Source organism: Bordetella sp. BOR01, from assembly GCF_019218885.1.
Taxonomy (GTDB): Bacteria; Pseudomonadota; Gammaproteobacteria; order Burkholderiales; family Burkholderiaceae_B; genus Bordetella_A.
The window spans coordinates 386265-401258 of the sequence record NZ_JAHUWT010000001.1 but is presented as its reverse complement, the minus strand read 5'-3'; the positions used below and the strand labels follow the sequence as shown (position 1 = coordinate 401258).

Annotated in this window: 17 protein-coding genes and 1 tRNA gene; 7 read left to right on the top strand and 11 right to left on the bottom strand. The window is 59.2% G+C overall.

All coding sequences use genetic code 11. The features are described 5' to 3' along the window. The first annotated feature begins 15 nt into the window (after positions 1–15). Positions 16–1152, top strand: a complete 1137-nt coding sequence (locus tag KW845_RS01895) for a CaiB/BaiF CoA-transferase family protein (RefSeq protein WP_218368591.1) — start codon at positions 16–18, stop codon at positions 1150–1152. A 52-nt stretch (positions 1153–1204) separates the two neighbouring features. Beyond that, positions 1205–1459, top strand: coding sequence for a hypothetical protein (locus tag KW845_RS01890; RefSeq protein ID WP_218367482.1), 255 nt, complete (start codon positions 1205–1207; stop codon positions 1457–1459). Between the two features lie 364 nt (positions 1460–1823). On the opposite strand, the gene KW845_RS01885 is transcribed toward KW845_RS01890, so the two are convergent. From KW845_RS01885 to KW845_RS01855, 7 genes are all read right to left on the bottom strand, one after another. Then, the gene (locus KW845_RS01885; protein ID WP_218367481.1) at positions 1824–3164 is read right to left on the bottom strand and encodes an LLM class flavin-dependent oxidoreductase; all 1341 of its coding nucleotides are present in this window, start codon (positions 3162–3164) and stop codon (positions 1824–1826) included. A gap of 54 nt (positions 3165–3218) precedes the next feature. Beyond that, on the bottom strand, positions 3219–4322 hold the full coding sequence (locus KW845_RS01880; protein ID WP_218367480.1) for an ABC transporter substrate-binding protein: 1104 nt from the start codon (positions 4320–4322) through the stop codon (positions 3219–3221). A 37-nt stretch (positions 4323–4359) separates the two neighbouring features. Next, positions 4360–5172, bottom strand: coding sequence for an ABC transporter permease (locus KW845_RS01875; RefSeq protein ID WP_218367479.1), 813 nt, complete (start codon positions 5170–5172; stop codon positions 4360–4362). Positions 5173–5180: 8 nt separating this feature from the next. Further along, positions 5181–5963: a class II aldolase/adducin family protein gene (locus KW845_RS01870; RefSeq protein ID WP_218367478.1), complete on the bottom strand. Its 783-nt coding sequence runs from the start codon at positions 5961–5963 to the stop codon at positions 5181–5183. After that, a complete protein-coding gene (locus tag KW845_RS01865) occupies positions 5956–6828 on the bottom strand; it encodes an ABC transporter ATP-binding protein (protein ID WP_218367477.1) in 873 nt (290 codons plus the stop codon). Before KW845_RS01865 ends, KW845_RS01870 begins: the two co-directional genes overlap by 8 nt. Beyond that, a complete protein-coding gene (locus KW845_RS01860; RefSeq protein WP_218367476.1) occupies positions 6821–8170 on the bottom strand; it encodes an NtaA/DmoA family FMN-dependent monooxygenase in 1350 nt (449 codons plus the stop codon). The genes KW845_RS01865 and KW845_RS01860 overlap by 8 nt, the downstream gene beginning before the upstream one ends. A gap of 153 nt (positions 8171–8323) precedes the next feature. Beyond that, positions 8324–8686, bottom strand: a complete 363-nt coding sequence (locus KW845_RS01855) for a hypothetical protein (protein ID WP_218367475.1) — start codon at positions 8684–8686, stop codon at positions 8324–8326. On the opposite strand from KW845_RS01855, the gene KW845_RS01850 reads away from it, so the two are divergent. From KW845_RS01850 to KW845_RS01835, 4 genes are all read left to right on the top strand, one after another. Beyond that, complete coding sequence (locus KW845_RS01850) at positions 8652–9413, top strand: short-chain dehydrogenase/reductase (protein WP_218367474.1); 762 nt, start codon at positions 8652–8654, stop codon at positions 9411–9413. The two genes, KW845_RS01855 and KW845_RS01850, sit on opposite strands and share 35 nt — an antisense overlap. A gap of 215 nt (positions 9414–9628) precedes the next feature. Then, on the top strand, positions 9629–10495 hold the full coding sequence (locus KW845_RS01845) for a tripartite tricarboxylate transporter substrate binding protein (RefSeq protein WP_218367473.1): 867 nt from the start codon (positions 9629–9631) through the stop codon (positions 10493–10495). 34 nt (positions 10496–10529) lie between these two features. Then, positions 10530–10940, top strand: a complete 411-nt coding sequence (locus KW845_RS01840; protein WP_218367472.1) for a carboxymuconolactone decarboxylase family protein — start codon at positions 10530–10532, stop codon at positions 10938–10940. A gap of 74 nt (positions 10941–11014) precedes the next feature. Further along, positions 11015–11088, top strand: a tRNA-Cys gene (locus KW845_RS01835). Positions 11089–11177: 89 nt separating this feature from the next. Here the strand turns inward: KW845_RS01835 and KW845_RS01830 are convergent. The 4 genes from KW845_RS01830 to KW845_RS01815 form a co-directional block, all read right to left on the bottom strand. Further along, on the bottom strand, positions 11178–11744 hold the full coding sequence (locus tag KW845_RS01830; protein ID WP_218367471.1) for a hypothetical protein: 567 nt from the start codon (positions 11742–11744) through the stop codon (positions 11178–11180). A gap of 257 nt (positions 11745–12001) precedes the next feature. Next, positions 12002–12316 carry a DUF1153 domain-containing protein gene (locus KW845_RS01825; protein ID WP_218368590.1) on the bottom strand — a complete coding sequence of 105 codons (315 nt, stop codon included), beginning with the start codon at positions 12314–12316 and terminating at the stop codon, positions 12002–12004. Between the two features lie 167 nt (positions 12317–12483). Then, a complete protein-coding gene (locus KW845_RS01820; RefSeq protein ID WP_218367470.1) occupies positions 12484–12879 on the bottom strand; it encodes a hypothetical protein in 396 nt (131 codons plus the stop codon). Between the two features lie 69 nt (positions 12880–12948). Next, the gene (locus tag KW845_RS01815) at positions 12949–13344 is read right to left on the bottom strand and encodes a hypothetical protein (protein WP_218367469.1); all 396 of its coding nucleotides are present in this window, start codon (positions 13342–13344) and stop codon (positions 12949–12951) included. Positions 13345–13938: 594 nt separating this feature from the next. Between KW845_RS01815 and KW845_RS01810 the strand changes: the two genes are divergently transcribed. Next, positions 13939–14814, top strand: coding sequence for a GyrI-like domain-containing protein (locus KW845_RS01810; protein WP_218367468.1), 876 nt, complete (start codon positions 13939–13941; stop codon positions 14812–14814). Positions 14815–14994: the final 180 nt, after the last annotated feature.

Genomic DNA, 14994 nt, shown 5'->3' with positions numbered 1-14994 from the left:
GGCGGTCGACCTACGATCCCAGGCGGTCCTTTGGCAGGCTTGCGGGTCGTCGAGTTTGCCGGCGTCGGGCCGGGGCCATTATGTGGCATGCTGTTGGCCGACCTGGGCGCGAATGTGATCCGCATCGATCGCAAGAAGCCTAGCGGACTTGGCATCGAGCGGCCGGCTCAGTACGACCTTGTCTTGCGTGGCAAGCGCACAATGAAGTTAGACCTGAAGAGCATCCAAGGCCTTCGACTTGCTCGTGAGTTGGTAAGTCGAGCCGACGCGCTGATAGAAGGGTTTCGTCCGCAAACCATGGAGCGGCTGGGGCTTGGCCCTGAAGCGTGTCTGCAAGACAATCCCACCCTGATCTATGGTCGTGTCACCGGCTTCGGCCAAGAGGGACCATTGGCTCAGGCTGCTGGCCACGACCTTAACTACATCGCATTGACGGGAGCGCTGTACGCGATGGGCCGTAAGCATCACCCCCCCACGCCACCGCTCAATCTTCTTGGCGACTACGCGGGCGGCGCGATGTTGTTGGCGATGGGCCTGCTGGCCGGGATCCTGCACGTGCGCAACGGCGGCCAGGGCCAAGTTGTAGATGCTGCAATGATTGACGGCGTCAATGCACTGATGACACCGTTTCACGGACTGTATGCGGCCGGATTGCACAATGGACCTCGTGGAACGAATCTCCTCGACTCTGGAGCGCCCTTCTATGACGTGTATCGATGCGCGGACGATGCCTACGTTTCCATTGCACCGATAGAGACGAAGTTTCAACGCGTGCTCGTTGACAAATTGCGCGCCGCCGGCGCCGACGTAGAAGGGCTTCCGGCATTTGATGATCGCGTCAGCTGGCCTGAATTGCGAAAGCGTTTTACCGAGATATTCGTCAAGCGCACGCGCAGTGAGTGGTGTCAAGCGCTCGAAGGGACCGACAGCTGCTTTGCACCTGTGCTCGCGCCAGACGAGGCGGCGCGCCATCCACACCATGCGGCGCGCAACAGTTTTATCACCGTGGACGGCATTACCCAGCCCGCGCCCGCACCGCGCTTCAATGCCACCCCGCCTGTCGAACCTTTATCGCCAGCGCGAGAAGAGGATGCCCGGGAATGGGCACTGGCGTGGGGCGTTTCTTCCGCTGCTATTTCAAGCGCCCTCTGAGCGTCGACAGAGGCACAGAGCCATACCGGTGTTGAATGCCTGCAATGATTGGATGGCAGCGCTGTTCGATACCTTGGCGGACAACATCAGCCTGCATCTCAAAAATTCCTATGCCGAAGCGGAACTGGCCGAGACGGTCGACGCAGACACCCTACTTTTTACCCCGCCGCCCCAACAGCTCCGACCGCCCAATCACCTCTCGCCCGCTACCCGGCCTCTTTGGCTCCGAAAATCCCGCCTGAAAAATCGCTTCATCCAGCCCTCTGAAAACAACCAAACTCTTCGGGCTCCACATTACAAGTACTAGAGCATGGATACTCTGTATCGCTCTCCCAAAATCTAGTGGGAAAGAACAGGTAAGCCCCATCTGACCAGAAGGGGCCGCTTTAAAGCCGCCGACGCAATCTCGAGTTTGATTTACAGGCCACTGGAACAGCGGCGCCTTCTTGTTCTTGAATCTCGAGATGGCGTCGCGCCCGCATTGTCAGTCCAAGCATGGCATTTCCCAAGAGATCGAGGTGCCGATGCTCGAAGGTGGCCGTCGAGTGATTCACACACAAGTCGGTGCATATCTGTAGTTTAGGAGTTTTCCCAGGTTGCCGGGGCGCCTCTTAACAGGCACCGATTGCCTTGAGCAAGGGATTTTTTTATTCCAGCAACCACCATCGAAATCAAGCCGCGGGGGAAACCCGATGCGGTGCCCCCAGACCCAGGCTCTCTCTCAGATGCCGGCCCTTGTAGGCAGTGCGAACCAAGTGCCGGCGTTGCAATTCCGGGACCACTTCTCGAACAAAATCGCCCAACCCCTCGGGCAGGGTCAACGGCATGATGTTGAAGCCATCGGCCTGCTCGTCGCGATGCATGTGCTCGAGCTCGTCGGCCACGTCTTGCGCTGTCCCGATGACATAGCGATGGCCGCGGGCACCGGCCAGCATCAGGTAAAGCTGCCGGATGGTGAGTTTGTCGCGGCGCGCGACTTCCAGCAGCACCTGCTGCCGGCTCTTGCTGCCGTTGGTTTCGGGCAGGATATCGGGCAAGGGCGAATCCGGGGAATAGGCCAACAGGTCCAGGCCACCGGTGGCGTTGTACAGCAGGTGGTGTCCAACGGCGGGGTGAACCAGAGCGTCCAGCTCGTCTTTCAATTCCTGGGCGTGGCTCCGGGACTGGCCTATCACCGGCGCCACGCCGGGCATGACCAGGACGCTGCCCGGGTCGCGGCCGGCTTCGGCGGCGCGGGCTTTCACCTTGGCATAGAACGCCTTGGCCGTGCCCGCCGAGGGCTGGGCAGTGAACACGATGTCGGCCGTACGTACGGCCAGTGCGATACCCGTGTCGGAAGAACCTGCCTGCACCACGATCGGCCGCCCCTGCGGCGAGGGTGCGACGTCCAGCGGACCGCGAACCGAGAAATGCGTACCCCGGTGGCCCAGCACTTTCATGCCTTCGGGGTCCAGGAAAATTCCAGTGGCCGCATCATCCCGCATGGCGCCGGCCTGCCAACTGTCCCACAGGCCCAGCACCACGTCGGCGAACTCGCTGGCCCGGTCGTAACGCGACGCATGGGCGGCGTGGCTTTCGTGCCCGAAGTTCCAGGCCTCGGGATCGTTCTGCGAAGTGACGAGGTTCCAGCCCGAGCGGCCCTGGCTGATTATGTCCAGCGATGCAAACTTGCGCGCCACATGGAACGGTTCGTTATAGGTCGTGGAGGCGGTGCCAATCAGGCCGATATGCTGCGTCGTCGCGGCCAGCGCCGACAGCAATGTGAACGGGTCCAGGCTCAGCGTGCGCGCCGTGCGGCTGATTGCCGTCGGGTCGGTGGTGCGTACGCCAAGGAAGTCGGCCACGAAAAGGAAGTCGAAATAACCGGTTTCCGCCTGGCGTGCGATTTCCAGATAATGGTTGAAGTCCGTTGCCGGATTGGAACGCCGGCCAGGGCGGCGCCAAGCGGCCACATGGTGTCCATCGGCCAAAAGAAACAAACCCAGCCGGATCGTGCGCTTGGATGTAGTCATCGTTGTCAGGCGAGGCACGGTGCGCTGCGCACCCCCCTCATGCAAAGGCTGCGCTCAGTAATAAATGGCGTACGGCTGCGCACGCTGCTGCGCCGCCGCCCACTGTTGGGCGGTCAGCGTCGTCTTGCCCACGTAGCGAAGGTCGAACACCTGGTCGATAGAGGGTACGGGCGTGTTGGGTTCAGCCAGGAATTTGACGATGAGCTCGGAATATTCCTTCAGCGCCGCTGCATCGGCCGACCCCAGGCCATGCTGGCGCGCAGGGGCCGAATCGCCGATGTACTGGTACAGGCCGAGACCGATTCTGGTGAACTCCGCGCCGGTGGACGACAGGCGCACCTCGGGCGCGGCCTTGAAGAACAGGTCGAGTGCACGGCCTGGCTCGGTCAGTGCCACCTTGATGCCTTCAAGCAGGCCTTCCGTGATGTCGCGCACCAGTTCAGGATCCGAATCGAGCAGGGAGCTCTTGACTGCAAGCACGTGGCCGTAGGTTTCCAGGCCGACCGCGCCATAGGGCAAATAGCGTGGTTGGGTACCCTGGGAAAGGTAGACCGGCGCTGAACTGCCGATCACCGTGCTGTTGGCGTCTGCCAACTTGTTGATGACGGCCTGGGTGCTATTGTCGAAGTTGACGGACTTGATGCTCTCCGGGTCGACACCGGAGCGGCGCAGGTATTCAGGCAGGAAAATACTGTCGCTGGTCGTCAGGGTACGGCCGACAGTCCGGCCAGCCAGATCGCCCGGCTTGCGAATGGAACTATCGTCACGCAGGCCCACGGCCCAGCCATTGGTATACGAGGTGATGGCAATGCCGCGCAGCGGCAGACCTTTGGCCGCGCTCAGTACCAGAGAGGGAAACTGCGAAATGGCGAAGTCCAGTTTGTCCGACGCCACGCCTTGCAGCGCGGGAAAGGACCCCTTGTGACTGAACAGTTCCACGTCCAGGCCCCGCTTGCGCCAGATGCCGCCCTGCTGGGCCACCTGGGGATACAGCGTACTTCCCTGGGGCACGTAAGGCAGGCCGAAACGCACCTTGCGCAGCGGCTGGGCCCGTACGATGCCTGGCAGCGCGCCAAGGACGGCAGCACCCGCTGCCTTGATGAGATGGCGCCTGGCGGGGGATGCGGCGCGCGCGGACGAGGGGCTGGGACCGGTCATGGAAATGAATCTCCGATTGCGTAAGGAAACGAGGTGTTCAAAAGCTGCAGTACTTGCGCAACGCCAGCTTCTCGATAGCGGTGACGACGCCAAACAGCGCCATGCCGCCGGCGCTGAGGCAGGCGACGGAGGCAAACATCAACGACGTGTCTGCCTTGGAAGAGGCGAACAGCACCAGGTAGCCAAGGCCACGCTGCGATGTAATGAACTCGCCCACCACGATCCCGATCACCGAGAGAGACACCGCGATCTTGCTGCTGCTGAAGATGTAGGGCAGCGCCGCGGGTACGCGAATGGTAGTGAAAACCTGCCAGTGCGTGGCGCGTAGCGAGTGGGCGTAGCGCACGAGATGCGGCGGGGCGGCGGACAACCCGGCAATGGTGGAAATCATCACCGGGAAGAAGCCCATGAACGTGGCAAAAGCTACCCGCGACTCCGTTTCGATACCAAACCACACGATGAACAGCGGCGCAAGCGCGATCTTGGGAATGAACTGCAGCACCACCAGGTTCGGGAAGACGGCCTCTTTGACGGGCCTGTACAGCGTAATCAGCAGCGCTAGCGCCAACCCCAGCGTGGTGGCGCAAACAAACCCGATCACGACCTCGCGCAGCGTGGCAATGGCATGGGGCAGGATGACGTCGCTGCCGCGGTACAGCACACCGATCACATCGCTGGGCGCCGGGGCCGTCACCTTGGAAACTTGAAAAACGCGGCAGGCAAGTTCCCACACCAGCAGCGCACATAGCGCCGCGGCCAGCGGTACCGCGATCCGTCGCACCTGGGGCCAGCCGTTGAACACCAACGGCCGTGGCAGCAACCGGGCGGTCAAGGCTTCTTCACGGTTCATGGGGCGGCCTACGTTTGGTAGTCAGGGCTGACCTCGTCCAGCCAGCGGATCAACGCAGGCCAGTCGCGATTGCTCTCGCTGATCGGGCCGCGTGCCCGGACTTGTTGCGCAGCACGCCGCGACACGGCGTCATCCGGGATCACCAGCCCGCCAACGCCACCCGCAGCATGCAGGGCGCCAATTTGCGCGCGCGCGGCCCATTCGAAGAAATGATGCTCGACAAAAGCCTCGGGGATGGTGCGCCCGCCTATCAATACACCATGGTTGCGCATGACCAGGAACCGCTTGTCGCCCATGCTGGCGAGGATACGATCACGCCCGACCGCATCGAACTCAAAGCCTTCGAAGTCGTGATAGGCCAGGTGGCCATGGAAGCGGACCGCATGCTGGGTAATGGGCAGCAGGCCCACCTTCAGCGCGGACAGCGCCATATTGGCAGGTGTATGGGTGTGAAACACCGCCTGCAAGTCGGGGCGGCCCTGCAGGACGCCGCCGTGGATCACCTGGCCACCCGCGCTTATGGAATAAGGGCTGTCGAGCAAGCGGTTTCCGGCGAAGTCGTACTTGACCAGCGACGATGCGGTGACCTCGCGGAACAGTTGTTGTTCACCCTTGATAAGGTAGGCATCCCCTTGCCCCGGCACGCGGGCGGAGAGATGGTTGTAGGTCAAGTCGAAGACATCGGTCAGGGCCAGCAGGCGGTAGGCCGCGGCCAGCGACACGCGCGCCTGCCATTCCTGCGCGGATACCTGGCCAGCGATGGGCGACGAAAGGGAATGCGGGCTAATCATGAAGAATGGGCGACGTGCTTTCGTTGTGGATCTGCTGCCGGAAATTTTCAAGCCGCCGGCGAAATACCGCGCCGGGCGTGCGTGCGGTGTCATGTAGCTCGCGTCCTGCGATCAGGTTGCGAATCTGGTCTTCCAATTGCCTGAACGCGGCAGAGTGCAGGACGCTTGCCGAGCTACGCGGCCGACTGAAAGGCACCGTGATGTCGGCGACGATGCGACCGGGCCGCGACGACATCACCAATACCCGGTCCGACAGCAACAAGGCCTCCGAGACGCTGTGCGTAATAAGGACCACCGTCTGATTCAGGCGTTCGGTGATCTCTAGCAATAGAAGGTTCATCTCGTCCCGCGTCAGCGCATCCAGCGCGCTGAAGGGTTCATCAAGCAGCAAAATGCGGGGCGAATACGCCAGCGCCCGGCAAATACCCACGCGCTGCCGCATGCCGCCGGATAACTCGTGCGGCAGGCGGTTACGGAAGCGATCCAGGCCCATCAGTTCCAGAAGCGCAGCCGCGGCCGGCTCGATCTGTTTGACCGGAATACCGCGAATCCGCGCGGGATAGAGCACGTTATCCATGACACTTTTCCACGGCAACAAGGTGGCGTCCTGGAAAACAATACCTACGCGGTCGCTGGGCTGGCTTACCAACTGGCCTTCGATTGCCACCGTGCCGTAATCCGGCTTTTCCAGGCCCGCCATCAGCATCAGCGCGGTACTCTTGCCACAGCCACTGGGCCCGACCAAGGACACGAACTCGTTCTTCCCGACGGAAAAATCGACGCTCTTCAGTGCCTCGGTTGCCCCCGCCCTGCCCTGGTAGGTTCGGCCTACGTGCTCAAAGCGGATCTCGGGCGTGTCAGCCATTGCGCGTGACATGCACGTTGGCCGGACGCTCCAGCCCGAAGTGCTCCCGCAGCGTCGAGCCCGAATACTCGGTGCGGAACAGGCCACGCGACTGCAACTCGGGAATCACCAGTTCGACGAAGTCTTCAAGGGCCCCATCCATATAGGGTGGGAAGATCATGAAGCCGTCGGCGGCACGCTCATTGAACCAATGCTCGATGAAGTCGGCGATTTCCGTCGGACTGCCAACGACTTCCTTGAAAAGAGTGTGCCGGCGGTAGTAGCGAAACAGATCGGCCAGGGAAATGCCGTTGTCGCCATAAAGCCAGCGGGCCGTGTGCAAATGCTCGGCCACCGCCTCCGTGGGGTCTTGGAATCCGGGTACTTGCGACACCGGCGTCGCGGGCTCGAACCCATCCAGGGTCACGCCCAGTTCTTGGGACAGCGCTTGAAGATCGATGGGAATCGGCCACGCTTCCTGCACCTGGCGGTACAGCGCATGCGCTTGCTGCGAAGTTCTTGCGGTGTATACCGCAATTCCGGAAATCACCACCTGCGCCGCCGGATCGCGGCCAGCGGCTGCGGCACGCTCTTTCAGATGCGCGTAATAGGATCTGGCCCCGTCGAGGCCGTAGCTGGACGAATCCGTGAATCTGATGTCGGCGAGCCGGGCACCCAATTCCACGGCGTTTTCCGACCGCCCGGCATTGACTATAGGCAATTGGCCTTGGATTGGACGCTCAACGTTCAAGGGGCCTTCGACAGAAAAGAATTTGCCCCGATGGGAAATCCGGTGAATTTTTTCTGGATTCAGAAAAAGGCGCTGCTTGTCGCCAGGAATCGCGTCGTCTTCCCAGGAATCCCACAGGCTTTTGACGACCTCGACGAATTCGGTGGCCCACTCGTAGCGCAACGAATTGTCCCAGTGTTCTTTGCGGCCGTAATTCTGCGCGGCTGACTTGTCCTCGCCAGTGACGATGTTCAGGCCGATGCGCCCGCCACTCAGCCGGTCGAGCGTAGCCGTGGCACGCGCCACGCTGTACGGTTCCGCATAGGTAACGTTGACCGTGACGACGATCCCGATCTTCTCCGTCACTCCTGCCACGAACCCCGCCAACGACAGGGCTTCGGGCCGCATGACCTGATTGGGGCGTTCATTTTGCAGTTCAGTCGATGAAGCGACCCGGTCGCCGATGAAGAAAAAATCGAACTTTCCAGACTCGGCGACCTGGGCGGCTTTCTTGAAGAGAGTCCGGTCAATCTCGGCGCCAGTTCGCGCACCGGGCAGGCGCCAGCCAGCGGGGTGAAATCCGAAAGGCCAAATCGTGAATCCCAAGTGCAAGTGACGTTTTTCTTTATTCAACTTGATATCCGCTTTACAACGCTTTTTTCCAGCGCAAATGCCAAAAACCCAACGGCTTGTTGATTAAAAATTACCCGCCCACCTTAACTTGGCCATAACCGGAACTCCAGCGCGTGATTAGACTATTTAGGAGAAAGCATTCCGTAATCCCGACTAAGGAATCCCGGAAATAAATTCATGTGAAAACAGTCCGACCCTGAATCGGCCGCCTCTCCTGACCGTTGCCAGGCGCAATACCTGCCACATGGCCAGACACATCGAAGTGCTCGATTTGCGGACACAAAAACACAAACTGTCCTCAACTTGGCCAATAGAGTGTGCCGCCTGCACCACTACCTGGTGACGGCGACAGGCCATCCTGAATAGATCGCGCAAAGTGATATCAGGTGCTTTTTTTTCCGCCACACCAACGATGGCACGGCTTTTGCTTGATGACTTGCGTGCGCCCGCCATCGAACGCGGCATACGCTTGGAGACAGGAATGGATGGTTTGAAAGGAAAAAGAGCCTTGATCACAGGCGGCTCCAAGGGGCTTGGGCTTGCTATCGCGCATGCACTGGCTTCCAAAGGCTGCTCGTTATGCCTGGTGGCAAGAGACCGCGCGGCGCTGGAACAAGCCAGGCAGCAGCTCGTCGACGATCATGCCGTCGATGTCGTGGTGCGCGCCGAAGATCTTTCAAGGCCAGAACGTGCATCCGCCCTGGGCGCGGATTTTCCCGAAACGGACATCCTGGTGAATTGCGCCGGGGCAATCGGCCGCGGCAGCCTTACGGAACTGGACCCGGGCGCGTTTCGCGCAGCCTTTGACGGCAAAGTCATGTCGACCATCATGCTGACGCGGGCGCTCTATCCCGATATGTGCAGCCGCAGGTCGGGAGTCATCATCAACATCATAGGGATAGCCGGCGAAAGGCTGAATCCCAAATCCATCGGTACCACAACCGCAAATGCCGCACTGATCGCCTTTACCAAAGCGCTGGGAGCAGAAAGTGTGGATTACGGCGTGCGGGTGGTAGGCATCAATCCGGGATTGATACGTACCGGCCGGACCGCTAGCTTGCTCGACCCCAAGACGGAACGGGACCGCACCGCATACGCGTCGCTATTGAAGAATCTTCCGTATGGCCGCATGGGCGAACCCAGCGAGGTGGCCGCCGCCGCCCTCTTCCTGGCTTCGGAATCGGCAACGTACATAAGCGGCGAAGTCCTGGCTGTCGATGCCGGCTCCCGCTTCCGCATGTGATTAGAGCCATCCGAGGCAGGAGGGCACGATCTGGCCGGCACCTTGCCCCTCTAACCATGCCGTAGCCTCGTCTTCATTCGTCGGCCGCAACAATTATTAATCACGGAGACACCATGAGAATCGTTGCTGCCGCCCTTGCCGCGGCGCTTTCCCTGCTTGCGCCCCAGATCGCCTTCTCATCCGAGGCTTACCCCGACAAGCCGCTGAAGATTGTCGTGCCGCTTGCGCCCGGCGGAACGACAGACATCTTGTCGCGCTATCTTGCTCAAGAACTGCACAAGAACCTGGGAGTGCCCGTCATTGTCGAGAACAAGCCTGGCGCCAACAATATTATCGGCACTCAGGCACTGGCCGCGGCGCCCGGCGATGGCTACACAATGGGAATGCTCATCAGCACGCACACGATCAATCCGCATATCGCGAAATCCCTGCCCTACGACTCGCATAAAGATTTCATTCCCCTGGCGCTGATTGCCAAGATGCCCGGGCTGATGACGGTCAATCCCGATGTGCCCGCCAAGACACTGCAGGAACTGGTAGCGCTTGCCAAGGCCGAGCCCGGCACGTTGGCATATGGGCAACCGGGCGGCCTGTCGTCGGGACACCTGTCGATGGAATACCTGAAGAAGGTCGCCGGCATAGACATCCTGAGCGTTCCATACAAGGGCGGCGGGCCGGCGGTTGTGGATCTTGCGGCGGGGCATATCCAAGTCCTGATCAATAGCCCCACTTCGACCCTGCCGTTCGTGCGCGACGGCAAAGTAAGGGCAATAGCCACCACCGGCGCAAAGCGCCCTGCCGCACTGGCAGAGATCCCGACCATTGCCGAGTCGGGATTCCCTGAGTTCGAACTCTATGAGTGGTATGGACTGTTTTTCCCGGCCGGCACGCCACAAGAAATCGTGGACCGCATGAATAGCGAGATCGTGAAAATCATGGCCACCCCCGAGATGGCCAGGCGCATAGAAGAAATAGGAGCGGAATCCAGCACGTATACGGCGGCCCAGTTCGCCGAATTTGTCGGCGCGGAAGATGAGCGATGGGGCAACCTCATAAAGCAGCTTGGCATGAAGCCGGAATGACTTGCCGCCGATCTGATTACCCAAGGAGTTTCAAATGGCTGAACGCGAAGAATTCACGTCGGATCTGTTCACGAAGGGCGTCAAAGTCCGTGAAGAAGTGCTGGGCAAAGAGCATGTCCGGAAGTCGCTGGAGTCGGCAACCGACTTCACCGCGCCCATCCAGCAGTTCGTGACCGAGCTGTGCTGGGGGAACTTGTGGTCGCGGCCCGGGCTGGATCGCCGCACGCGCAGCATCATCAATCTGGCCATGCTTTCGGCCCTGAATCTGCCGAACGAAGTTCGGCTTCATGTCCGGGGCGCACTGAACAATGGCTTGAGCCAGGATGAGATCAGGGAAATCCTGTTGCAGGTCGCCGTCTATTGTGGTGTCCCCGCCGCCCTGGAAAGCGCAAAAGTCGCGGCCGAAGTCTTTGCGGAGGAAGCGCTCACGGCAGGACGGGGCTGATAAGTCGCTCTGCGGCGGCGAAACACGAAAGTTCTGCTTCCTGTATAATGGTGGGCTTGGCAGTTGATGCCTCTGGCGCAATGGCAGAGTGGTTATGCAGCGGATTGCAAATCCGTGTACGTCGGTTCGATTCCGGCTTGCGCCTCCAGCAAGAAAAAGGCTCTCGATGACGAGAGCCTTTTCTTTTGCAGCCCGGATAGGGAAATCTGCCCAGGGTCGTTCTTCGCTCGACCCACTTCAGGGCTCGATGTAGCCTGGCAGCGGTCCGTTGTTGCCATTGTCGGGAGCCGTGCCGGACCGCGGGGTTGGCTGGGATACAGGCCTGGCCGTCGCTGGGCAGACGTGGCCGGTTGCCTCCCAGGCCAGGCGGTTCTGGTCTTCGCCAAAGCAGAAGAATCTCATGTCGGCCACCTCTTTGTAACCCAGCTTGTAGGCAGTCGCCGTGTCTTCGCGCGCGTTACAAGCCGAACTCTCGGTGGCAACCGAGCCCCCTATCCCAAACCCCGTCACCCCTACCCCCACGGTGTTGCTCTGTCCGCAATTGTTGGCGCCGCCGAACATACTGGGTGCGATGTAAACATTGGGAGTCGTGGAAATATTCTGGTTCTTGCGTTGCGAGGAGCCCTCAAAAGTGATATTTCCCATGCCCATCTGGGCCGACACTCCAACTTCGGCCGTACCCGATTGGGAACTCGAATTGGCATTGCTGTTTGCGTTGGATGAGGCGTTGGCACCGGTGTTGATTGTCTGGCTATACGCACCGAAGCTGCACAAGGCCAGTGTCAGGAATAGTAGGCGTTTCATCAGTTTTCTCCTGGAATGGGGCACCCCGCGCTGTCGGCAGGAATATTCGCCACATAATCATGTTGTGCCGTGTTTTTGTAACATTACGAGCACGGACAATTAATTTTATGGTTACACTAAAATAATTCTTTGCCACTTTGTGATCCAGCAGACTAATTTTTATAAAATAATTTAGCGCCTATCTTTTCCCAATTATTTTTTGGCCATTGATTCCCGAATATCTGCTTTGGCCTACCTACTGTCGTGGCTTGGAAGGGCTACTTCTCATCGTCGGGCGCAGGCCCGGTCTGCTTGCCCCTGACTCGCAGTTCAAGCATGGCCTCGCCGTAGGCCTGTTGCAGGGTCTTGATCTGTTTCTCATAAAATTCCTTTATATTCAAAGGGTTGGATCTTAGAGCATTTTCAAGACCACGCTTGCCCTCTTCCACCCAACGCTCGATTTCGCCTACCGGCAGGTCAAAAGCCTCGCTGGCCTCTCGTACACTGGTTCGGCCCTGGATAATATCCATGACCAAGACGCTCTTGCGCCTGACCGTCCACCGCTTGATTTCTTCGTCAAGTTTCTCATCCATTTCCAGCGCTCCTGAGACGATTAGCCCAATCCGGCTTATTAATAAGCCGGCTAGATGCAACAGCTGCCGTTGAATAAACTTCCCCTGACTATCCTCCGGCCAGCCCGCAGGCCAGGGAAGATAATCGACAGATTCACTTGGGTAATGAAAAACAGCCAATATCCGGTTTATCGTGCGAATTCGATCCATTGCCAGAGCGGCAAAAGCGCAGAATTACCGACATCGGGATAACTGGGCACCAGCCTGGTAGCCAACCAATACTCCCGGAACTTGTCGTCGCTGGCCGTGCCGGTTCGCGCGATGAAGCTGGCGAATTCGCTGGCGCCGCGCTGGCGGCATTCCAAAGGCTCATCACCGGCCAGGACAAAGCTCTTTTCGGCTGGCTCGATCGCCGGAAACGAACTGGCGAACTGCGCGTCCCGATAATCGTCCTGCGAGCAGGCCGGCACCGGCCCGCTGAAACCAACCGGCGCCGCCCACGGACCGGACGCCCACGCGGTATCGGGCCGCAGCGCAGCGCCGGCCACGCAGGCCAGGCACGCAAACCAGAGAGCATGTCTCATGCGAGTTCTCCTACGCGTGGGGAAGCGAATCCTTCCCCACGCGACAGGTATCGATCCGAACGGATAGGCTTACCAGCTCCAGCCGCCGAAACCGATACTGCCCACGTTGCCGGTGGCGCCGCTGGTGTATTCCCCGCCAGCCATGCCCGACGTTCCACCGGCCGCGAATCCGGCTGTATAGCCGCCACCCACCGACTGATTGACGCTGGTGCCATTGGCATAGGTATTGGCGCCTTGCGGAGTCAGCCTGACGCCTGAGTTCGCGCTGGTCGAACTCGTCGACCTCGTCCCCTGGGCCGCAGCGCCGAATCCCAGCGAACCGCTGTTGCTGGTCGCTTGCGAGCCACCTTGGGTGCCCGCGGTTGACGAACCGGTGCCGCCGAAAACGCCAATCGCGAAACCCGCCGCTTGGGCCATGCCAATGGAGCTGGCGGCCAACGCTACTGCCAATAGTGCTTTCTTCATGATGTATGCCTCCTGATATCTCGAGAAACCGTCTCGAGGCGGTCAAACACGGTTATCCGGGTTCATGCCGTAGCCAGGTATTTCGATAAACCTGCACTGCATCGGATGAATTTATTGCTGAAAAAAGCTGCTTCCCTCCGGCCCGGAAATGATTTTGAAACAATCTTGATTTCCATTTTCAGGAATCGCGGACAAACACTTCCCCGTCTCGGCCTTTAAGGGCAAAGAAAAAATAGAAAACGGTGTTTTTAAACCCCGAGCCAGTGCCAACCTGCTGCACCAACTGGTCTACTACCAACGGCCTATTCAGTATTTTCCTGGCCTACCGCATAATCCGACCGTGAAAAACCAGCGTCGCCAACTACCAGCTGTTTTTTACATTTCCGGGTCCAGCTTCAGGTCTTTAGAGAGTCTGCCGCTCCCGTTCCAACCTCCTGCATGGAATTCATTCTAGGCGGTTTCATTTCACAAAATTTACAGTTTGTGATCTTTCAACTTTTTTTTTGAGATGTCGGTTCATTGCGATTCCAGAGCCGACAATGGGTATTCCAGAACCAGGAGTGGACGCTGGCGAACCAGCGAAAGGACGAGCTTGTGGACCCTCGCATTCAATACTGCATTACGCAGATCGAACAAAAAATCCTGCACGACTCAACTGAACATTGTGCTCACGACGCATTAATCCAGGAACTAGCGCAAAAAATCCGGCTAAGCCGATTCCATTTGTCCCGTTTGTTTCTCAAGGATTTTCAGCACTCGCCCAGGGATTACATACACCGCAATCTGATGGGACGCTGCGCGCTGATGGTGGCGCACACTCGCCAACCGCCTTTTTCGATTGCCATCGACATGGGTTTTTCGAGCCAGCAGGCGTTCACGCGGGCGTTTACGCGCTATTGGGGTATTTCTCCCGGCCAATTCCGGCAAGCGCATTCCTGCTACATCGCCAAGACGAACGAATCCAATAAATTGGCCGCCGACGTCCGAGGCCTGCCCGCCAGCAATCCAAGGATCACCATTCGCGAGCTGCCCCCCACTCGCTTCTGGGCAGTGCGCTACGAAGGCATGTCGAACCAGAAGTACGCGTGCTGGAACGACTTTCGCAAGCTGTTCGCCAACCTGCGTTCCGACATGCTGACCGGCCCCTTCTTCGGGCTGACCTACGACACGCCGATGTTCGTGCCCACGCCGTTCATGCGCTATTACTGCGGCGTCCAAGTTCCCCACGGCTTCGGACCAAAACCCAAGGACGCATTCGAGATCACCCTGCCTGGCGGCCGCATTGCCACATGCGAGGCGCAAAGCACCGCACATGAAGTGACCGCGCTCTATGGAACCCTGCTGGATCACTGGCTACCCCGATCCAACTACAGCTTGCGAGCGTCGTGCTTTGCCGAGCGGTTCGAAGAATTCCCCCTCAACTGGGACGCGAAAAGCCATCGGGTACAGCTAAACTGCTGGATTCAGTAACTATTAAAGATCATTTGACGCTTTTTGACAACAAGAGCTTTTTGGCGGCAAAACTTTTGGCAACAAAACTATTGCTAGTTCTGTTATCTCGCGTTAAATTTTTTCACATTCGGGAGAAGCCCCTGTTGTACACGTGGTAGCAGGCCGGGTCCGATACCCTGCCTTGCTACCGATTTGCCT

Bases quoted from the DNA above. Each gene is read 5' to 3' on its own strand.
- KW845_RS01890 (WP_218367482.1), top strand. From the start codon at position 1,205: ATGGCAGCGCTGTTCGATACCTTGGCGGACAACATCAGCCTGCATCTC.
- KW845_RS01880 (WP_218367480.1), bottom strand. From the start codon at position 4,322: ATGACCGGTCCCAGCCCCTCGTCCGCGCGCGCCGCATCCCCCGCCAGG.
- KW845_RS01840 (WP_218367472.1), top strand. From the start codon at position 10,530: ATGGCTGAACGCGAAGAATTCACGTCGGATCTGTTCACGAAGGGCGTC.
- KW845_RS01865 (WP_218367477.1), bottom strand. From the start codon at position 6,828: ATGGCTGACACGCCCGAGATCCGCTTTGAGCACGTAGGCCGAACCTAC.
- KW845_RS01850 (WP_218367474.1), top strand. From the start codon at position 8,652: ATGGATGGTTTGAAAGGAAAAAGAGCCTTGATCACAGGCGGCTCCAAG.
- KW845_RS01820 (WP_218367470.1), bottom strand. From the start codon at position 12,879: ATGAGACATGCTCTCTGGTTTGCGTGCCTGGCCTGCGTGGCCGGCGCT.
- KW845_RS01830 (WP_218367471.1), bottom strand. From the start codon at position 11,744: ATGAAACGCCTACTATTCCTGACACTGGCCTTGTGCAGCTTCGGTGCG.
- KW845_RS01870 (WP_218367478.1), bottom strand. From the start codon at position 5,963: ATGATTAGCCCGCATTCCCTTTCGTCGCCCATCGCTGGCCAGGTATCC.
- KW845_RS01875 (WP_218367479.1), bottom strand. From the start codon at position 5,172: ATGAACCGTGAAGAAGCCTTGACCGCCCGGTTGCTGCCACGGCCGTTG.
- KW845_RS01825 (WP_218368590.1), bottom strand. From the start codon at position 12,316: ATGGATGAGAAACTTGACGAAGAAATCAAGCGGTGGACGGTCAGGCGC.
- KW845_RS01815 (WP_218367469.1), bottom strand. From the start codon at position 13,344: ATGAAGAAAGCACTATTGGCAGTAGCGTTGGCCGCCAGCTCCATTGGC.
- KW845_RS01885 (WP_218367481.1), bottom strand. From the start codon at position 3,164: ATGACTACATCCAAGCGCACGATCCGGCTGGGTTTGTTTCTTTTGGCC.